Genomic DNA, 14,264 nt, shown 5'->3' with positions numbered 1-14,264 from the left:
GTCGCTAGAATCAAGCCATGTCCGATCCCCGCGCCCGCCGCGCGCCCTTCCTTCGCCAGCCATGACCCCGCCCCGCCACGACACGCCCCAGCTGCAGGACGCGATCGCCGACGCGATCAGCACGGCCACGCGCGGCGCCGGCCGCGTCAACATCCTGGTCGCGGGCAAGACCGGCGTGGGCAAGAGCACGCTCATCAACGCGGTGTTCCGCGGCGACCTGGCCAAGACCGGCGCCGGCAAGCCGGTCACGCAGACCACGCAGGAATTCTCGCGGCCCGGCCATCCGCTCACCATCATCGACACCCGCGGCCTGGAGGTCGGCGACTACGCCCGCTCGCGCCAGCAGCTGGCCGACCTGATCCGCGAACGCGCCGTCTCGGAAGACCAGGACCGGCACCTGCACGTGGCCTGGCTCTGCATCCAGGACAGCAGCCACCGCGTCGAGGATGCCGAAATCGAGCTGTGCGCGCTGCTGGCCGATGCCGGCATCCCCGTCATCGGCGTGCTCACCAAGGCGCGCAAGAACAGCCCCTTCCTGGAACAGGCGCGCGCACTGCTGCCGCGCGCGCGCCAGGTGGTGGCGGTGCGCGCGCTGCCCGAACGCATCGAGGAACTGGATGCGGACCTGCCGCCGATGGGGCTGGACGCGCTGATCGAGGCGACCGCCGCCTTCATCCCCGAATCGCAGCAGCGCGCCTACGCCAACGCGCTCTCGACCCGCAACCAGACGGCCCTGGAAGTAAAAAAAAAGCGGGCTGAAATAGAGGTCAACGTCGCCGCCGGCCTGGCCGCGTCGGCCGCCGCCGCGCCGATTCCGTTCTCCGACGCCGTCGCGCTGGTGCCGATCCAGGTCGGCATGATCGCCAAGATCGGCATCACCTTCGGCATGGAACTGAACACCGCCGCCATCAGCACGCTGGTCACGTCCACGCTGGGCGCGTCCGCGGCCACGCTGGTCGGACGCTCGGTGGTGTCGGGCCTGCTGAAGTTCATTCCCGGCGCCGGCAGCGCGATCGGCGGCACCATCGCCGCCACCACCGCCGGCGCCATCACCAAACTGCTGGGCAACGCCTACATCGCGGTGTTGTACGACTTCTGCCAGAAGCATCCCGGCCAGGATCTCGACATCCCCATGATCACGCAGGCCCTCAAGCAACGCATGAAACCCTGAGCCTGTTACCCAACGCAAAGATCGGACTTAATGCGTCAAGATCGGCAAGGATCGGCTTTTCCGCGCATTGCCGGTAAATAATCGCGTCGGCACGACGTAAACGTAGTGCCGCGAATCCCGCAACGCCTGCCCACTCCCAATGATCATCGACCATTCCGACGTCATGTATCGGCACCTCGTGCAAGGTGTCGTTGACTACGCTATCTACATGTTGAACCCCGACGGCACCGTCGCTAACTGGAACGCCGGCGCCGAGCGCGCCAAGGGGTATACGCGGGACGAAATCGTGGGGCGGCATTTTTCCTGCTTCTACAGCCCCGCCGACCAGGCCTCGGGCCTGCCGGGGCGCGGCCTGAGCATCGCCCGCGAACAGGGCCGCTTCGAGGCCGAGGGCTGGCGCGTCCGCAAGGACGGCACGCCGTTCTGGGCCCACGTGGTGATCGACGCCATCCACGACGACGCCGGCGCGCTCATCGGCTACGCCAAGATCACGCGCGACTGCACCGAGCGCCGCGAACGCGAGCTGCAGGTGCTGCACGCCAAGGAACTGGCCGAGCGCTACAACAGCGAGCTGACCTCGCTGTCGAGCTTCCTGGAAGCCGTGGTCTCGCACATCCCGTCCTGCGTGCTGGTGCTGGACGCCGTGTCGCGCCGCATCCTGCTGGCCAACCGGCAGACCGAAAACGTTTTCGGCGCGCGCCGCGAGCAGATGCAGGGCCAGACCATGCAGCAATGCCTGCCGCCCGCCGTCCATGAATTCTTCGAGCGCCTGACCAACGACGCCCTGCGTTCCGACGGCGCGCTGCGCGAGGCCGGGCAGGAAGAAGTCATCACCGAGCGCGGCCCGCGCACGCTGCGCAGCAAGACGCTGGTGTTCCACAGCAGCGATCCGCGTTCGCGCTACGTGCTGCTGATCGCCGACGACATCACCGACGAGAACGCGGCCCAGGCCCAGGTGCGCTACATGGCGCACCACGACACCCTCACCGGCATTCCCAACCGCCGCCTGTTCCGCGAGCGCCTGCTCAAGGCGCTGTCGCCCGAGGGCCGCGAGCGCAGCGCCGCGGTGCTGTGCCTGGACCTGGACAACTTCAAGAGCGTCAACGACACGCTCGGCCACCAGTACGGCGACGAGCTGCTGCGCCAGCTGGCCCGGCGCCTGGCCAAGAACCTGCGCGAGCAGGACACGCTGGCGCGCCTGGGCGGCGACGAATTCGCCGTGGTGCTGCCCGGCATCGAAAAGACCGACGACCTGCGCCAAATGGCGCAGCGCCTGATCGACGCGGTGCGCGAGCCGTTCCAGGTCGACGGCCACACCGTGCCGGTCAGCGTCAGCATCGGCATCGCCCGGGCCACCGCGCAGGAAGCCGGCGCCGACCACCTGCTGCGCTACGCCGACATGGCGCTGTACGAAGCCAAGCGCAATGGCCGCAACTGCCTGGCGTTCTTCAAGCCCGAAATGGAAGCGGCCGCGCTCAAGCGCCACGAAATGGAGATGGACCTGCGCCAGGCGATCCTGTCGCAGCAGCTGCAGCTGTACTACCAGCCCATCAAGGATGTCACCCACGTCCGCACGGTGGGGCGCGAGGCGCTGATGCGCTGGCAGCATCCGGTCAAGGGCCTCATCATGCCCAACGACTTCATCCCGATCGCCGAAGAGACCGGGCTGATCCACGAGCTGGGCGCCTTCACCCTGCACGAAGCCTGCCGCGAAGCCATGACCTGGGACGCGCACGAAACCGTGGCGGTGAACCTGTCGGCCACGCAGTTCACCAACAATGCGCTGGTCTCGCTGGTGGAATCGGCCCTGGCCACCTCCGGCCTGCCGGCGCGGCGGCTGGAGCTGGAGATCACCGAATCGGTGCTGCTGGCCAATTCGGAGGCCAACCTGACCACGCTCAACCGGCTCAAGCAGCTGGGCGTGAAAGTGGCGCTGGACGATTTCGGCACCGGCTATTCATCGCTGGGCTATCTGCGCACCTTCGAGTTCGACAAGATCAAGATCGACAAGTCCTTCACGCAGGACGTCGAATCGAGCAAGGAAGCGCTGGCCATCATCCGCGCCATCAACGGCATCGGCCGCAGCCTCGACATCCCCACCACCGCCGAGGGCGTGGAGACGGCGGCCCAGCTGGAAAGGCTGACGCAGGAAGGCTGCTCGCACTTCCAGGGCTTCCTGCTGGGGCGGCCGATCTCGCACGAGCCGCCGCAGCCCGAATAGGCCACGGCGCCCGCGGCGCGCGTCAGTCCTTGAGCAGCGCCTGGTTGGCGCGGGCCGCGGCCTGCGCGGCGGCCTGGCGGCCGCGCACGAGTTCAAACAGGTTCTTCGGATCGGCCAGGCGCGGCGCCACTTCCACCCGGGTGCCGATGCCGTGCTTGACCGCGCTGTCGCGCAGCCAGCGCAGCGCCGAGAAGTCCTCGAGCGCGAAACCGACGGAGTCGAACACGGTGATGTCGCGATCGCCCTGGCGGCCGGCGCTCTGGCCGGTCAGCACGCGCCACAACTCGGTCACGGCGAAATCGGCGGGCATCTGCTGCAGGTCGCCCTCGATGCGCGTCTGCGGCTCGTATTCGACGAACACCGGCCCGGCGCGCAGCACGTCGGCGTGCAGTTCGGTCTTGCCGGGGCAATCGCCGCCCACGGCGTTGATGTGCATGCCCGGCTCGATCATGTCGGCGGTCAGGATGGTGGCGTAGGCCTTGTCGGCCGTCACCGTGGTCACGATGTCGACGCCCTTGGCGGCCGCGGCGGTGCTGTCGAAGCGTCGCAGGCGCAGGCCGGGCACGCCGGCCAGGTTGCGCTCGAGCTTGTCGGTGGCGGCCGGATCGACGTCGTACAGATGCAGCGTGTCGATGCCCAGGATGTGATGGAACGCCAGCGCCTGGAATTCGCTTTGCGCGCCGTTGCCGATCAGCGCCATGCTGCGCGAGCCCGGACGGGCCAGGGCGCGGGCGGCCAGCGCCGAGGTGGCGGCGGTGCGCAGCGCGGTGGTCAGCGTCAGTTCGCTGATCAGCAGCGGCTCGCCGGTGTTGACCTGCGCCAGCGCGCCAAAGGCCATCACGGTGCTCAGGCCCGCCGCCGGATTGCCGGGATGGCCGTTGACGTACTTGAAGCTGTAGAGATCGCTGTCGGCGGTGGGCATCAGCTCGATCACGCCGGTCGTCGAATGGTTGGCGACGCGCGCGCTCTTGTCGAACTCCTGCCAGCGCAGGAAATCGGCCAGCAGATAGTCCAGCAGGTCTTCGAATACCTTGCGCGGGCCCTGCGCGGCCACGATCTTCGCGACGTCGGTGGTGGTGAGCAGTGTCGTCATTATTTTCCCCTGATGTTTCGGTACAGAAATTCTGTCCGATGCCCAGGTCAATGCCTAGCGCCCACTTTCCACACAAAATGCTAGGAACCTGCCATTCTGGCAACGGCCGATGCCACTTGTCGCAATCCGGCCGCGGCGCTGCTGGTAATCCCTGATATGCCGCGAACTGCGCCTAACCCGCGTCACTCGCGCGCAACTCCGCCGGCAGATGCTCGCGCATGATCTCGATGAAACGGCGCAACCGCGGCGGTTGCAATCGCGACGGCGCGTAGACCAGGTAGACGGGCAAGGGCGGGGCGAACCAGTCCGGCGCCAGTTGCACCAGCCGGCCGCTGGCCAAGTCATCGCGCAGCGCCCAGTCCGACGCGATGCCCACGCCCAGGCCTTGCAGCGCCGCCTTGCGCATCGCGTACAGGCCGTCGGTGGACAGGCGCGGCACGATGTCGATGCACACCACCTCGCCGGTCCGGACGTGCGTCAGGCTGACTTCGTTGCGGTAGAACGTGCGCAGCGCCAGCCACGGCAAGGCCGCCAGCTCGGACGGATGCCGGGGCAGGGGCCCGCCGCCCAGCAGCGACGGCGCCGCCATGACGCTGCGCGGCACCTCGCCCAGCTTGACCGCGACCACCGACGGATCCTGCACCGGCCCGACCTTGATCGCGCAATCGATGTTCTCGGCGATGAAATCCGGCACCCGGTCATGCAGCAGCCACTCCACCCGCATGCGCGGATACAGGCGCAGGTAATGCGCCAGCGCATCCATGAACTGGTTCTGGCCGAAAGCGTGCGGCGCCACCACCCGCAACGACCCGGCCAGGTCCTCGCCGGCGCCGCTGACCTCGCTCTCGAGCGACTGCCAGGTGGTCGTCAATTCCCGGGCGCGCTCGTAACAGCGCTGGCCATCCTCGGTCAGCCGGATGGCATGGGTCGAGCGCTGCAGCAGCCGCACCCCCAGCGTGCGCTCCAGCAGTTGCAGCCGGCGGCTGATCGTCGGCTGCGTCGCCCCCAGCTGCAAGGCGGCCGCCGACAGGCTGCCAGCCTCCACGATACGTATGAAGGTCTCCAGCAACAGCAGGCGGTCGGTGCCGGTCGCGAGGGGCAGGGCGGGCTTGGTCATACACCCATCGTATAACGGATCTACCCAGCGGACGGCTACCCACGGCCCGGGCGGACGCTCAGAATCTGCGCCGTGCCCTCTTCGCGGCCTCTTTCCTGAACGGAACCCCATCATGTCCTCCGATACCCGGGCGCATCCCGCGCCCGCCACCCAAGACCCGTCCGCCGGACTGGTCCTGCTGCTCGCCATGGGCGCCGGCCTGGCCGTTGCGTCCCTGTATTACAACCAGCCGATGCTCGGCATCCTGGGCGCGGACCTGCACGCCAGCGCCAGCCAGCTCGGCTGGATCCCGACGCTGACCCAGCTGGGCTACGCGTTCGGCATCCTGTTGCTGGCGCCGCTGGGCGACCGCTACGACCGCAAGCGCATCGTCCTGATCAAGGCCTGCGCCCTTGCCGCGGCCTTGCTGCTGGCCGCCGTCGCCCCCGCCATCGGCGTGCTGCTGGCCGCCAGTTTCGCCATCGGCCTGTCCGCCACCCTGGCGCAGGACATCGTGCCCGCCGCCGCCACGCTGGCGCCGCCCGCGCATCGCGGCCGCATCGTCGGCACGGTGATGACCGGCCTGCTGCTGGGCATCCTGCTGTCGCGCGTCATCAGCGGCTTCGTCGCCGAACAGCTCGGCTGGCGCACCATGTTCCTGGCCGCCGCGGTGTCGATCGTGGCGCTGGGCGCGGCCCTGTGGCGCGGCCTGCCCGCGTTCGCGCCGACCTCGCGGCTGCCCTACGCCGAACTGCTGCGCTCGCTGCCCCGCCTGTGGCGCCAGCACGGCGAACTGCGCCGCGCCGCGACCGCGCAAGGCCTGCTGTCGCTGGGCTTCAGCGCCTTCTGGTCGACCCTGGCGGTCATGCTGCACGAAGCGCCGTTCCACCTCGGCGCGGCGGCGGCCGGCGCCTTCGGCCTGGCCGGCGCCGCTGGCGCCCTGGCGGCGCCGCTGGCCGGCCGCTACGCCGACCGGCGCGGCCCCAACGCCGTCAGCCGCCTGGGCGCCGCGCTGACCGCGGTGTCGTTCGCCACCATGGCGCTGCTGCCGCTGCTGTCGGCCCAATCCGGCCTGTGGCTGATCGCCGCCAGCGCCATCGGCTTCGACCTGGGCATCCAGGTGGCGCTGATCGCGCACCAGAGCATCGTCTACGGCATCGACCCCGCCGCGCGCAGCCGGCTCAACGCGGTGCTGATGGTCAGCGTCTTCATCGGCATGGCCGCGGGCGGCGCGCTCGGCAGCCTGGCGTTGGCGCACTGGGGCTGGATCGGCGTGACCGCGGTGGCCACGGCGGCGGCGCTCGGCGCCCTGGCCCTGCGCGTCTGGCCGGCCCGGCGCCGCGTGGCGCAGAGCGCGAACTGCGCGGCCTGATCGGACGGCCCACGCCAGCGGGCGCCGAATGCGACACAGCCCTCGAACCGTGGCAACGGTTCGAGGGCTGTGCGACCCGATGCGAGCGTCGGGGACTTACTGCGCGGCGTAGCGCGGCGAACGCGGGCCGTACAGGATGCCGCCCGGCGTGCCGGCGCTGAGCAGCATGTTGTTGGTCATGCCCGCCACGCCGAAGCTGCGGTCGGACAGCGTGTTGACCACCTGGTCCACCACTGCCTGCACCAGCATGCCGATCAGGCCGCCGCCGCCATTGCTGGCCTGCACCACCTGCTTGCTGCCATCCCACAGCTTGGCGCCGGTGCGCAGATCAACCAGCGCGGCGTCGATGGAAACGGTGATCGAGCTGGAAAGCACGGCGTAGCTCGAGCCGTACTGCTTGACGGTCATGTACAACGCGGCGTCGGCGCCGAAAATCTCGCGCAGCCGGGGCGCCGGCAGTTCATGGATTTCATCCGCGCTGGTCAGGCCGTTCTGCTTGAACGTCTCTTCCATCACCGCCACCGGGATCACGTAGTAACCCGATTCCGCCAGCGGCAGGGTGGCCTGCGACAGCACCGCGGCGGTCGCGGCCACGTCCACCGAGGTATTGAGCGGCGGCAGCACCAGGATCGACGCCGGCTTGCTTTCGCGGAAGGCGGCGTAGTCCACATTGCGTTGCGGCGCGGCGCAACCGGCCAGCAGGGCCACCAGCGCCAGAACGGCGATACGGAGGGTCGTGGTCATGTCAGGCTCCCTTCTTGGATGGTTGCGCGGGCGCGGCCTGGCCAGCCGGCGCCTCGGGCTTTGCCGCCTCGGGCTGAGTGGCCTGCGGCGCGTTTTCCGCGGTCTTGCTGGCATTGCGCAGCAGGAAGTCCATGAACGGCTTGGCCTCCGGGAAGGCCGCCTTTTCGCCTTCCAGCTGTTCCACGCCCTTGGCGCCTTCACCCATCTTCAGGTACAGCATGCCGAGATGCGCGCGGAAGCCCGGCGGCAGTTCCGCGTTGGTCGCCCGCGCGGTTTCGATGTTCTTTTCCATCGCCAGCGTCTGCGCCGCGTGGTCGGCGCCGTCGTCCTTGAGGTAGGCGTAGACCGAGGGCTGGTACGACTGCCAGCTGTACATGCTCTTGGGTTGCGCGCACGCGCTCAGCGCGCCCGCCAGGGCGGCCACCGCCAGGATGCGACCGGCGCGCCCGAGCGCGACCGGGCGACCCTTCGCCAGATTGTTCAACATGGGACGTCCTCTCACTGTTGGGCGGGCTGCCAGGCGCCCTGTTCGATACCGTCGACCAGGCGGTCGACCGCTTCGCGGATCGCCAGATCCAGCACCTTGCCGTTCAGCGTCGAGTCGTAGCCGGCGGTGCCGCCGAAGCCGATGACTTCACGGTTGGACAGGCTGTATTCGCCGGCGCCGGACGCGGAATACACCACTTCGGACGTCGTCACGTCGACCACGTTGAGGTCGACCTTGGCGTAGGCCACCTGTTCCTTGCCGCGGCCGAGAATGCCGAACAGCTGCTGGTCGCCCGTCACCTTGCGGCCGAAGGCGGTCACGTCGCCCGTCACCACGTAGCGCGCGCCCTTGATCTGGCTGGCCTTCTTGTTGAACGCCGCTTCCTGGGCGATCTCGGAGAGGTTCTCGCGGTCCATCACCTGGAACCGGCCGCTGCGCTGCAGATGGCTGACGAGAATGGTCTTGGCCTGGCCGCCCAGACGGTCCACGCCGTCGGAGAACACGCCACGCAGGTAGTTGGTGCGGTTGTCGAACTTGCCCACCGAAATCGGGCTGCGCACGCCTTGATAGGGCTTGCTGGCCGCTGCCACGGCGGGGACCGCCACGGACTGGGAGCGTTCGGTGGCGCAACCCGCGACCACCAGCGACAACATCGTTACCGCGCCAAGCTGTACAGCCTTCTTCAACATGCCACTCTCCTGCAAGCCCGCGCCAAACCCCGCCGGGCGTCGATTGAAAGAAAGAAATCCGGCAGCGAGTATATACAATTGAATACATAGGTCATATTTGGAAGTGACGGATCGAAATGCGGTATTTCGCATTAATGCCCGTAACTCCGGCGATTGATGGCCTATGACGGCGCTTCTACATGTCCTATTTTTGACATACCGTATTACGGCACTTTTTATCAGGACAAAAATAGCGCTTCCCTGGAAATAACATTTCCAAATGAAACCATTTAGAGGGAAGAAAAGGCAGGATGCGGCGGCGCCCGGCCGGGGCGCCGCGATGGGCCGGACGAACGCCGGCCCGGCGGGGCGTCAGTGCTGGGTGTCGGGTTCGGGCTGGTTGATCTGCGAGGCGTCGATGATCTCCGCCACCAGCACCGGGCCCAGGCCTTGCAGGTAGTACTCGGCTTCCTGCGGCTCGCGCAGCTTCATGTAGCGGTTTTCGCCGATCTGCATGGTATGCCCGGCGGCCAGTTCGGCGCCGCTGTCGAGCATGTAGGCCATGATGTTGTTGAACATGCCGGAATACTCCTCGCCCTGGTGGTGGCCGTCGGCCAGCACGGCGAAATCGGGCAGGTCGAAGGCGTCGCCGCCGTAGGTGCGCATCCACACGCCCTGCACGCCTTCGACCTCGTATTTCACGAAGCCGCAATACAGCATAGTCAGCGGCAATGAGCGCAGCACCTCCAGGCTTTCGTCGCCCAGCGAATCGTCGGTGAAGACGCCGGCCGGCAGCGAGGTGTGCGCATGCTCGTTCAGCACCGCGATCGCGTTGAAGCGGCCCAACGCGCCGGCCACCGCGGCCATCGCCACGTATTGCTCCAGCGGATCCTCGTCGAAGCCGGCGTAATACAGCAGCACGTGGCTGACGTGGGCGCGCACCTGTTCCTTGACCTGCGCCGGGTAGTGCGCCGGCGCCACGCAGACTTCCAGGGCATCGTGCGGCAACGGCGCGTCGAATCCCACCAGGCGCACCACGTGCTTGCCCCAGCCGACCATGCCCAGCAGCTGCGGCATGTCCGGCTCGATCTCGGCGCGCGCCTGGCGCGTCTCCGGGTGATAGGCGCGCAAGGCCGCCGCCAACGCATCGGCCTTCACGGCCAGCGGCGCCGCGAACACGACCTGCAGGCTCAACGGATTGTCGATATCGGGATTGGCCGTCAAGGCCGCGGTCTCGCCCGGTGAATCGGAGCGGCCGAAAAAGCGGGAGAAGATACTCATGGTCGGGAGCCTGCCTGTCGGGGGAAAGCGGGGATGCTATCAAGCCCTCGCGACACGTTGGCCGGCCAGTTGCAACAAAAGCCCGCCGCCCGCAACCAGATGTTGGACGGCCGCGCCGTCAGCCGGCCATGGCGCTACTTCAATTCCCGCGTCGCCCCGATCACGCGCAGGGTCGGCATCAGCTGGCGCCAGGCGTCCTTGGCGATGGCGGCCGGCCGCTTCAGGTCGGCCGCCGCCGGATCGTCCAGCAGATCGCCCTTGCAGGCGAACACGATGCTGTTGGTCATGTCGTCGTCCACCACTTCGAACATCGCGCTGCCGAACGCGGCCCGCACCCGGTCCAGGTACTCGTGGTGAAGCGGATGATTCACATGGAAGTTGATCACCAGGATGCCGTCGTCGCGCAGCGCGCGGTGGCAGTCGGCGTAGAAGTCCGCCGAGCACAGCGCGTCCGGAATCCCGGCATCGTCGAAACCGTCGAGCAGCAGCACGTCGGCGGCCTCGCGCAGGCCACGCACGTGATCGGCGCCATCGGCCCGCACCACCCGGAAGCGGTCGCTGTCGGACGGCACCATGAACGCCTCGCGCAGCGCGATCACCGCCGGATCGATCTCGACCACCTCGATGCGCGAGCGCGCCAGGTAGCGATGGCAGAACTTGGCCAGCGAACCGCCGCCCAACCCCACCATCAGGATATCGGCGGGCTCCGGCGCGAACAGCACGAACCCCATCATCATCCGCGTGTATTCGAGGTCGAGCGCGTCCGGGTTGAGCGTCGACATGCGGCTCTGGATCACCTTTTCGGAAAAGTGCAGGGTGCGCGTGGTGCCGGCGGCCTGCACGTAGGGCTGGGCGGCGCCGGGCGCCACCGGCGCGCTGGACAGGGACAGGGAGGAATCACGGGCGGACATGGGGCAGAAGATACCACCGCCGCATGGCCACGGCGTGTTCTCGGACCGATTCCCGCCTCCCTCCGGTTAAAGAATGCGTGCCGGACTGCCGTACATGTCGTGTCACCTCGCCATCGCGGGCAGCGGCCGCCCGGCCCGTCCCCGATGCCACGTGTCCCGCCTTACCGGAATCTCCCATGCAGCCCTTGGCCACCGACAGCGTCCTTCCCCCCGCCGCCCCCACGGGCAACGATCCACGCGCCGCCAGACGCGACGCCGACGCCGATACCAAGGCGCAGGACCCGGAGACCGCGACCAGCGATCGCCCAGTCTCGGTCCGCGTGGTGCTGAGCGACGACGCCCTGGAACGCGCCGCCAAGGCGCGCAAGGCCATCTCGCAGCTCGCCGTCGATGCGGCCCAGTCGCGCCAGGACTTCGCCCGTTCCCGCGTCTCGCAGATCAAGCAGCGCATCGAGATGCTCAAGAAAATGCTGATGTTCCTGGGCAAGGCAGCAGCCAAATCCATCCTGCAGGAACTGCGCCAGCTGTCCGGCGAACTCGGCCAGGCCGCCGCGGCGCGCGCCGTGGCGGCCTATGCGGCCGCCAGCGACACCGCCGTCGCGACCGCCGCCGACACGGCCGACGCGGCGGATCCCGCCCCCGCGGCGCAAGGCGCGACCCCGGCGCCGCGCGACGCCGCCAAGGGCGTCTCGGTACCCGGCGAGCAAGACAAACCCGACGGCGCCAGCGGCGAGGACGACAAGTCGACGTCCGCCGCCGACTCCCGCCAGGAACGGCAGGTCGAGCAGAAACGCCGCCAGGACGATGCCCAGGCGGTGCGCGACGCCATCCGCGCCATGAAGGAACTGCTCGCCATGCTCAAGAGCAAGCTGCGCATGCAGGACAAGGCCACCCAGAAACAGGTCGCCGAGGTGCAGGACGCCCTGGCCGACGCCGAAAAGACGGCGCACGCGATCGAAGGCGGCGGCGCAATGAGCGGTCTGGACAGTGGCGGCCTGGGCGCCGCCAGCATGGATGCCGGCGGCGCCATGACGGCGTCGGCCTGACCCGGCGGCGTCTTGCCGCCATTCACGGCCCCGGGGTTTCACCCCGGCGCCGCGCGGCTCGCGGGAAGCGGCATATGATGACGCTCCGTCCCTCTTGTCACGGCCGTTGCCGCCCTCCGCGATGTCCTTCATCCGCCCGTTCCTGCTCGTCCTGCTGGCCCTGCCGCTCCCGGCCATCGCCCAGGCCGACATCGAAGACGCCGCCGCACAGGCCCGCGCGACCTTGAAGCAACAGGCCCTGGAGCCCGAATGGATAGACGAGTGCTTCCTCGCCAGCAATCCCTTTCGCTACTGCATCTACCTCGACAAACAAGCCGGCGGATTCCGTGTCGCCGACGTGCAATTGCGCGAGCCCTACCAGGTCTACCTGTTCGACAACGGGCCTGACTATCCGCAGGACGGGCGCTACCGCATCCGCCTGAACGGCAAGATCGGCTATGCCGACGAGGAAACGGGCGCCATCGTCGTCGCCCCGGTCTACGACTGCGCCTTTCCGTTCAAGGACGGCAAGGCCAGCGTGGGCCATGGCTGCAAGAATGAAAGCGATGGCGAGCATCGCTGGTGGTCGGGCGGAGACTGGCAATCGATCGACCGGCAGGGCAAGGTCATTAACTAGCCGGCGGCGCGAACGCACGCGCCGTCGACCCTCACGCCAACCCCAGGTTGCCCGCGAACGTCGTGCTGGCATATGCGCGCCGCGCCAACCCCAGCGCCGCCAGCCGCGGCACCACCGCCTCCAGGAACAGGTCCAGCGACTGCATCGCGCCGCCCGGCAGGGCGATGAAGCCGTCTGCCGCCCCGGCGTCGGCACGCTGGCGGATCGCATCGACCGCATCGTCGACGGTGCCGACCACCGTCCAATGCGCCGACGCGCTGGCCTCGGGCCGCGCCAGCAATTCGCGCAGACAGGGTTGCTCGCGTTCGATCAGACGACGCAGCAACTGGGCATGCGTCGGGCTGCGCAACCCCTTCTGCGGCTGCCCCAGCATGCGCGCCGTAATGGGCGCCGCCGGATCAAGGTGCTCGACGTCCAGGCCGAGCGCCTGCCCGATGTAATGGCGCTTGCGCGACGCATCCTGGCCCGCGTGGGTCGCCTCATGGAGCGCCCGGGCCTGCGCCCGGGTGGGCGCCAGGTACAAGCTCAGGCCGGGCAGCATCCGTATCGCGGCCGGCTCGCGGCCATAGGCGGCCACGCGCCGCCGCAGGTCCTGCCGCAAGGCCTGGCCGCAAGCCACGTCGGGCGTTGCGGCAAACACCGCGTCGGCCACCCGGGCGGCGAAATCCCGCCCCCAGTCCGAGGCGCCCGCCTGGAACAGGGGAATGCGGCCGCCGGCGCGGGCGGGCACATTCAACGGCCCCTGCACACTGAAATACTCGCCGCGATGCGCGATCGGGCCAATGCGGGCCAGATCGGCGTACCGCCCGGATGTCCGGTCCGCCAGCACCGCGTCCTGCGGATAGCTGCGCCACAGCGCCTGCACCACCTCGGTGAACTCCAACGCCTTGCGATAGCGCTGCGCCGACGGCGGCAGCGGCGCATCGCCAAAGTTCTGGCTGCCGTCGAGCGCCGTGACGATGTTCCAGCCCGCGCGGCCATCGCTGATCCAATCGAGCGATTGCAATTGCCGCGCCACCACGTAGGGAGGATTGAACGAGGTGGCGGCGGTCGTCACCAGGCCGATGTGCCGCGTGTCCCGCGCCAGCGCAGCCAACAACAGCGCCGGGTCGAGGCTGCTGAAACCCGGGCCTTGCGCCAGCGCCGGCAGGTCCAAAAACAACGCATCGGGGCGGAACACGAAGTCCAGGCAGGCGTCCTCCGCGCGCTGCGCGACACGACGGTAGAAATCCAGGTCGCACAAGCGCTCGACCTGGCTGTCCGGCCGCCGCCATGCCGAGGCGGACAGCCACGTGGCGGCCAGGGACAATCCGATGCACAAGGGGGATGACTGCATGACGCGGAACTCCTTGAAATACGCATTCAATCGCCAGCGGCGCTGGCAATGGGCACGACCAGGGGCGTGCCGGACACGGGATCGGCCATCACCACGCAGCGGATGCCGAACAGGCGCTGCACCCGCTGCGGCGTGAGGACGTCGACCGGCGGCCCGCAGGCCTCGACCTTGCCGTCGCGCAGCGCGATGATGTGATCGGCATAGCGCGCCGCCTGGTTCAGG

Annotated in this window: 13 protein-coding genes and 1 pseudogene; 5 read left to right on the top strand and 9 right to left on the bottom strand. The window is 68.6% G+C overall.

The features are described 5' to 3' along the window. The first annotated feature begins 61 nt into the window (after nucleotides 1–61). Both AOZ49_RS20655 and AOZ49_RS20650 read left to right on the top strand, forming a co-directional pair. Nucleotides 62–1,171: a YcjF family protein gene (locus tag AOZ49_RS20655; RefSeq protein WP_054477460.1), complete on the top strand. Its 1,110-nt coding sequence runs from the start codon at nucleotides 62–64 to the stop codon at nucleotides 1,169–1,171. Between the two features lie 139 nt (nucleotides 1,172–1,310). Then, nucleotides 1,311–3,392, top strand: a complete 2,082-nt coding sequence (locus AOZ49_RS20650; RefSeq protein WP_082380512.1) for a sensor domain-containing protein — start codon at nucleotides 1,311–1,313, stop codon at nucleotides 3,390–3,392. Nucleotides 3,393–3,414: 22 nt separating this feature from the next. On the opposite strand, the gene AOZ49_RS20645 is transcribed toward AOZ49_RS20650, so the two are convergent. Together AOZ49_RS20645 and AOZ49_RS20640 are read right to left on the bottom strand one after the other, a co-directional pair. Then, nucleotides 3,415–4,485: an ornithine cyclodeaminase gene (locus tag AOZ49_RS20645; RefSeq protein WP_054434017.1), complete on the bottom strand. Its 1,071-nt coding sequence runs from the start codon at nucleotides 4,483–4,485 to the stop codon at nucleotides 3,415–3,417. Between the two features lie 172 nt (nucleotides 4,486–4,657). Further along, nucleotides 4,658–5,602, bottom strand: a complete 945-nt coding sequence (locus tag AOZ49_RS20640; RefSeq protein WP_054434018.1) for a LysR family transcriptional regulator — start codon at nucleotides 5,600–5,602, stop codon at nucleotides 4,658–4,660. Between the two features lie 112 nt (nucleotides 5,603–5,714). Here AOZ49_RS20640 and AOZ49_RS20635 point away from each other — a divergent pair, with 112 nt between their 5' ends. Continuing rightward, nucleotides 5,715–6,953, top strand: coding sequence for an MFS transporter (locus AOZ49_RS20635; RefSeq protein WP_054434019.1), 1,239 nt, complete (start codon nucleotides 5,715–5,717; stop codon nucleotides 6,951–6,953). 96 nt (nucleotides 6,954–7,049) lie between these two features. On the opposite strand, the gene AOZ49_RS20630 is transcribed toward AOZ49_RS20635, so the two are convergent. The 5 genes from AOZ49_RS20630 to AOZ49_RS20610 form a co-directional block, all read right to left on the bottom strand. Beyond that, entirely contained in the window at nucleotides 7,050–7,697 is a 648-nt protein-coding gene (locus AOZ49_RS20630) for a DUF799 domain-containing protein (protein ID WP_054434020.1), read from the bottom strand. Between the two features lies 1 nt (nucleotide 7,698). Then, the gene (locus AOZ49_RS20625; RefSeq protein ID WP_054434021.1) at nucleotides 7,699–8,184 is read right to left on the bottom strand and encodes a DUF4810 domain-containing protein; all 486 of its coding nucleotides are present in this window, start codon (nucleotides 8,182–8,184) and stop codon (nucleotides 7,699–7,701) included. 11 nt (nucleotides 8,185–8,195) lie between these two features. Continuing rightward, nucleotides 8,196–8,873, bottom strand: coding sequence for a CsgG/HfaB family protein (locus AOZ49_RS20620; protein ID WP_035359874.1), 678 nt, complete (start codon nucleotides 8,871–8,873; stop codon nucleotides 8,196–8,198). 351 nt (nucleotides 8,874–9,224) lie between these two features. Then, a complete protein-coding gene (locus AOZ49_RS20615; protein WP_054477458.1) occupies nucleotides 9,225–10,133 on the bottom strand; it encodes a DUF4261 domain-containing protein in 909 nt (302 codons plus the stop codon). Nucleotides 10,134–10,267: 134 nt separating this feature from the next. Further along, complete coding sequence (locus tag AOZ49_RS20610; protein WP_054477456.1) at nucleotides 10,268–11,044, bottom strand: fused MFS/spermidine synthase; 777 nt, start codon at nucleotides 11,042–11,044, stop codon at nucleotides 10,268–10,270. 176 nt (nucleotides 11,045–11,220) lie between these two features. On the opposite strand from AOZ49_RS20610, the gene AOZ49_RS20605 reads away from it, so the two are divergent. Then, on the top strand, nucleotides 11,221–12,090 hold the full coding sequence (locus AOZ49_RS20605) for a hypothetical protein (RefSeq protein ID WP_054477454.1): 870 nt from the start codon (nucleotides 11,221–11,223) through the stop codon (nucleotides 12,088–12,090). Between the two features lie 121 nt (nucleotides 12,091–12,211). Continuing rightward, a complete protein-coding gene (locus tag AOZ49_RS20600) occupies nucleotides 12,212–12,706 on the top strand; it encodes a WG repeat-containing protein (protein WP_231689820.1) in 495 nt (164 codons plus the stop codon). 31 nt (nucleotides 12,707–12,737) lie between these two features. Here AOZ49_RS20600 and AOZ49_RS20595 read toward each other — a convergent pair whose 3' ends face one another. Continuing rightward, nucleotides 12,738–14,042, bottom strand: a complete 1,305-nt coding sequence (locus AOZ49_RS20595) for an NtaA/DmoA family FMN-dependent monooxygenase (protein WP_054477506.1) — start codon at nucleotides 14,040–14,042, stop codon at nucleotides 12,738–12,740. 26 nt (nucleotides 14,043–14,068) lie between these two features. Further along, nucleotides 14,069–14,264, bottom strand: a pseudogene (locus AOZ49_RS33025) (cobalamin/Fe(3+)-siderophore ABC transporter ATP-binding protein); the annotation flags it as partial.

It is taken from the genome of Achromobacter sp. 2789STDY5608615 (assembly GCF_001298995.1).
Lineage (GTDB): Bacteria > Pseudomonadota > Gammaproteobacteria > Burkholderiales > Burkholderiaceae_B > Achromobacter > Achromobacter insuavis.
The sequence above is the reverse complement of the archived record's forward strand: the minus strand, read 5'-3'. Positions and strand labels throughout refer to the sequence as shown.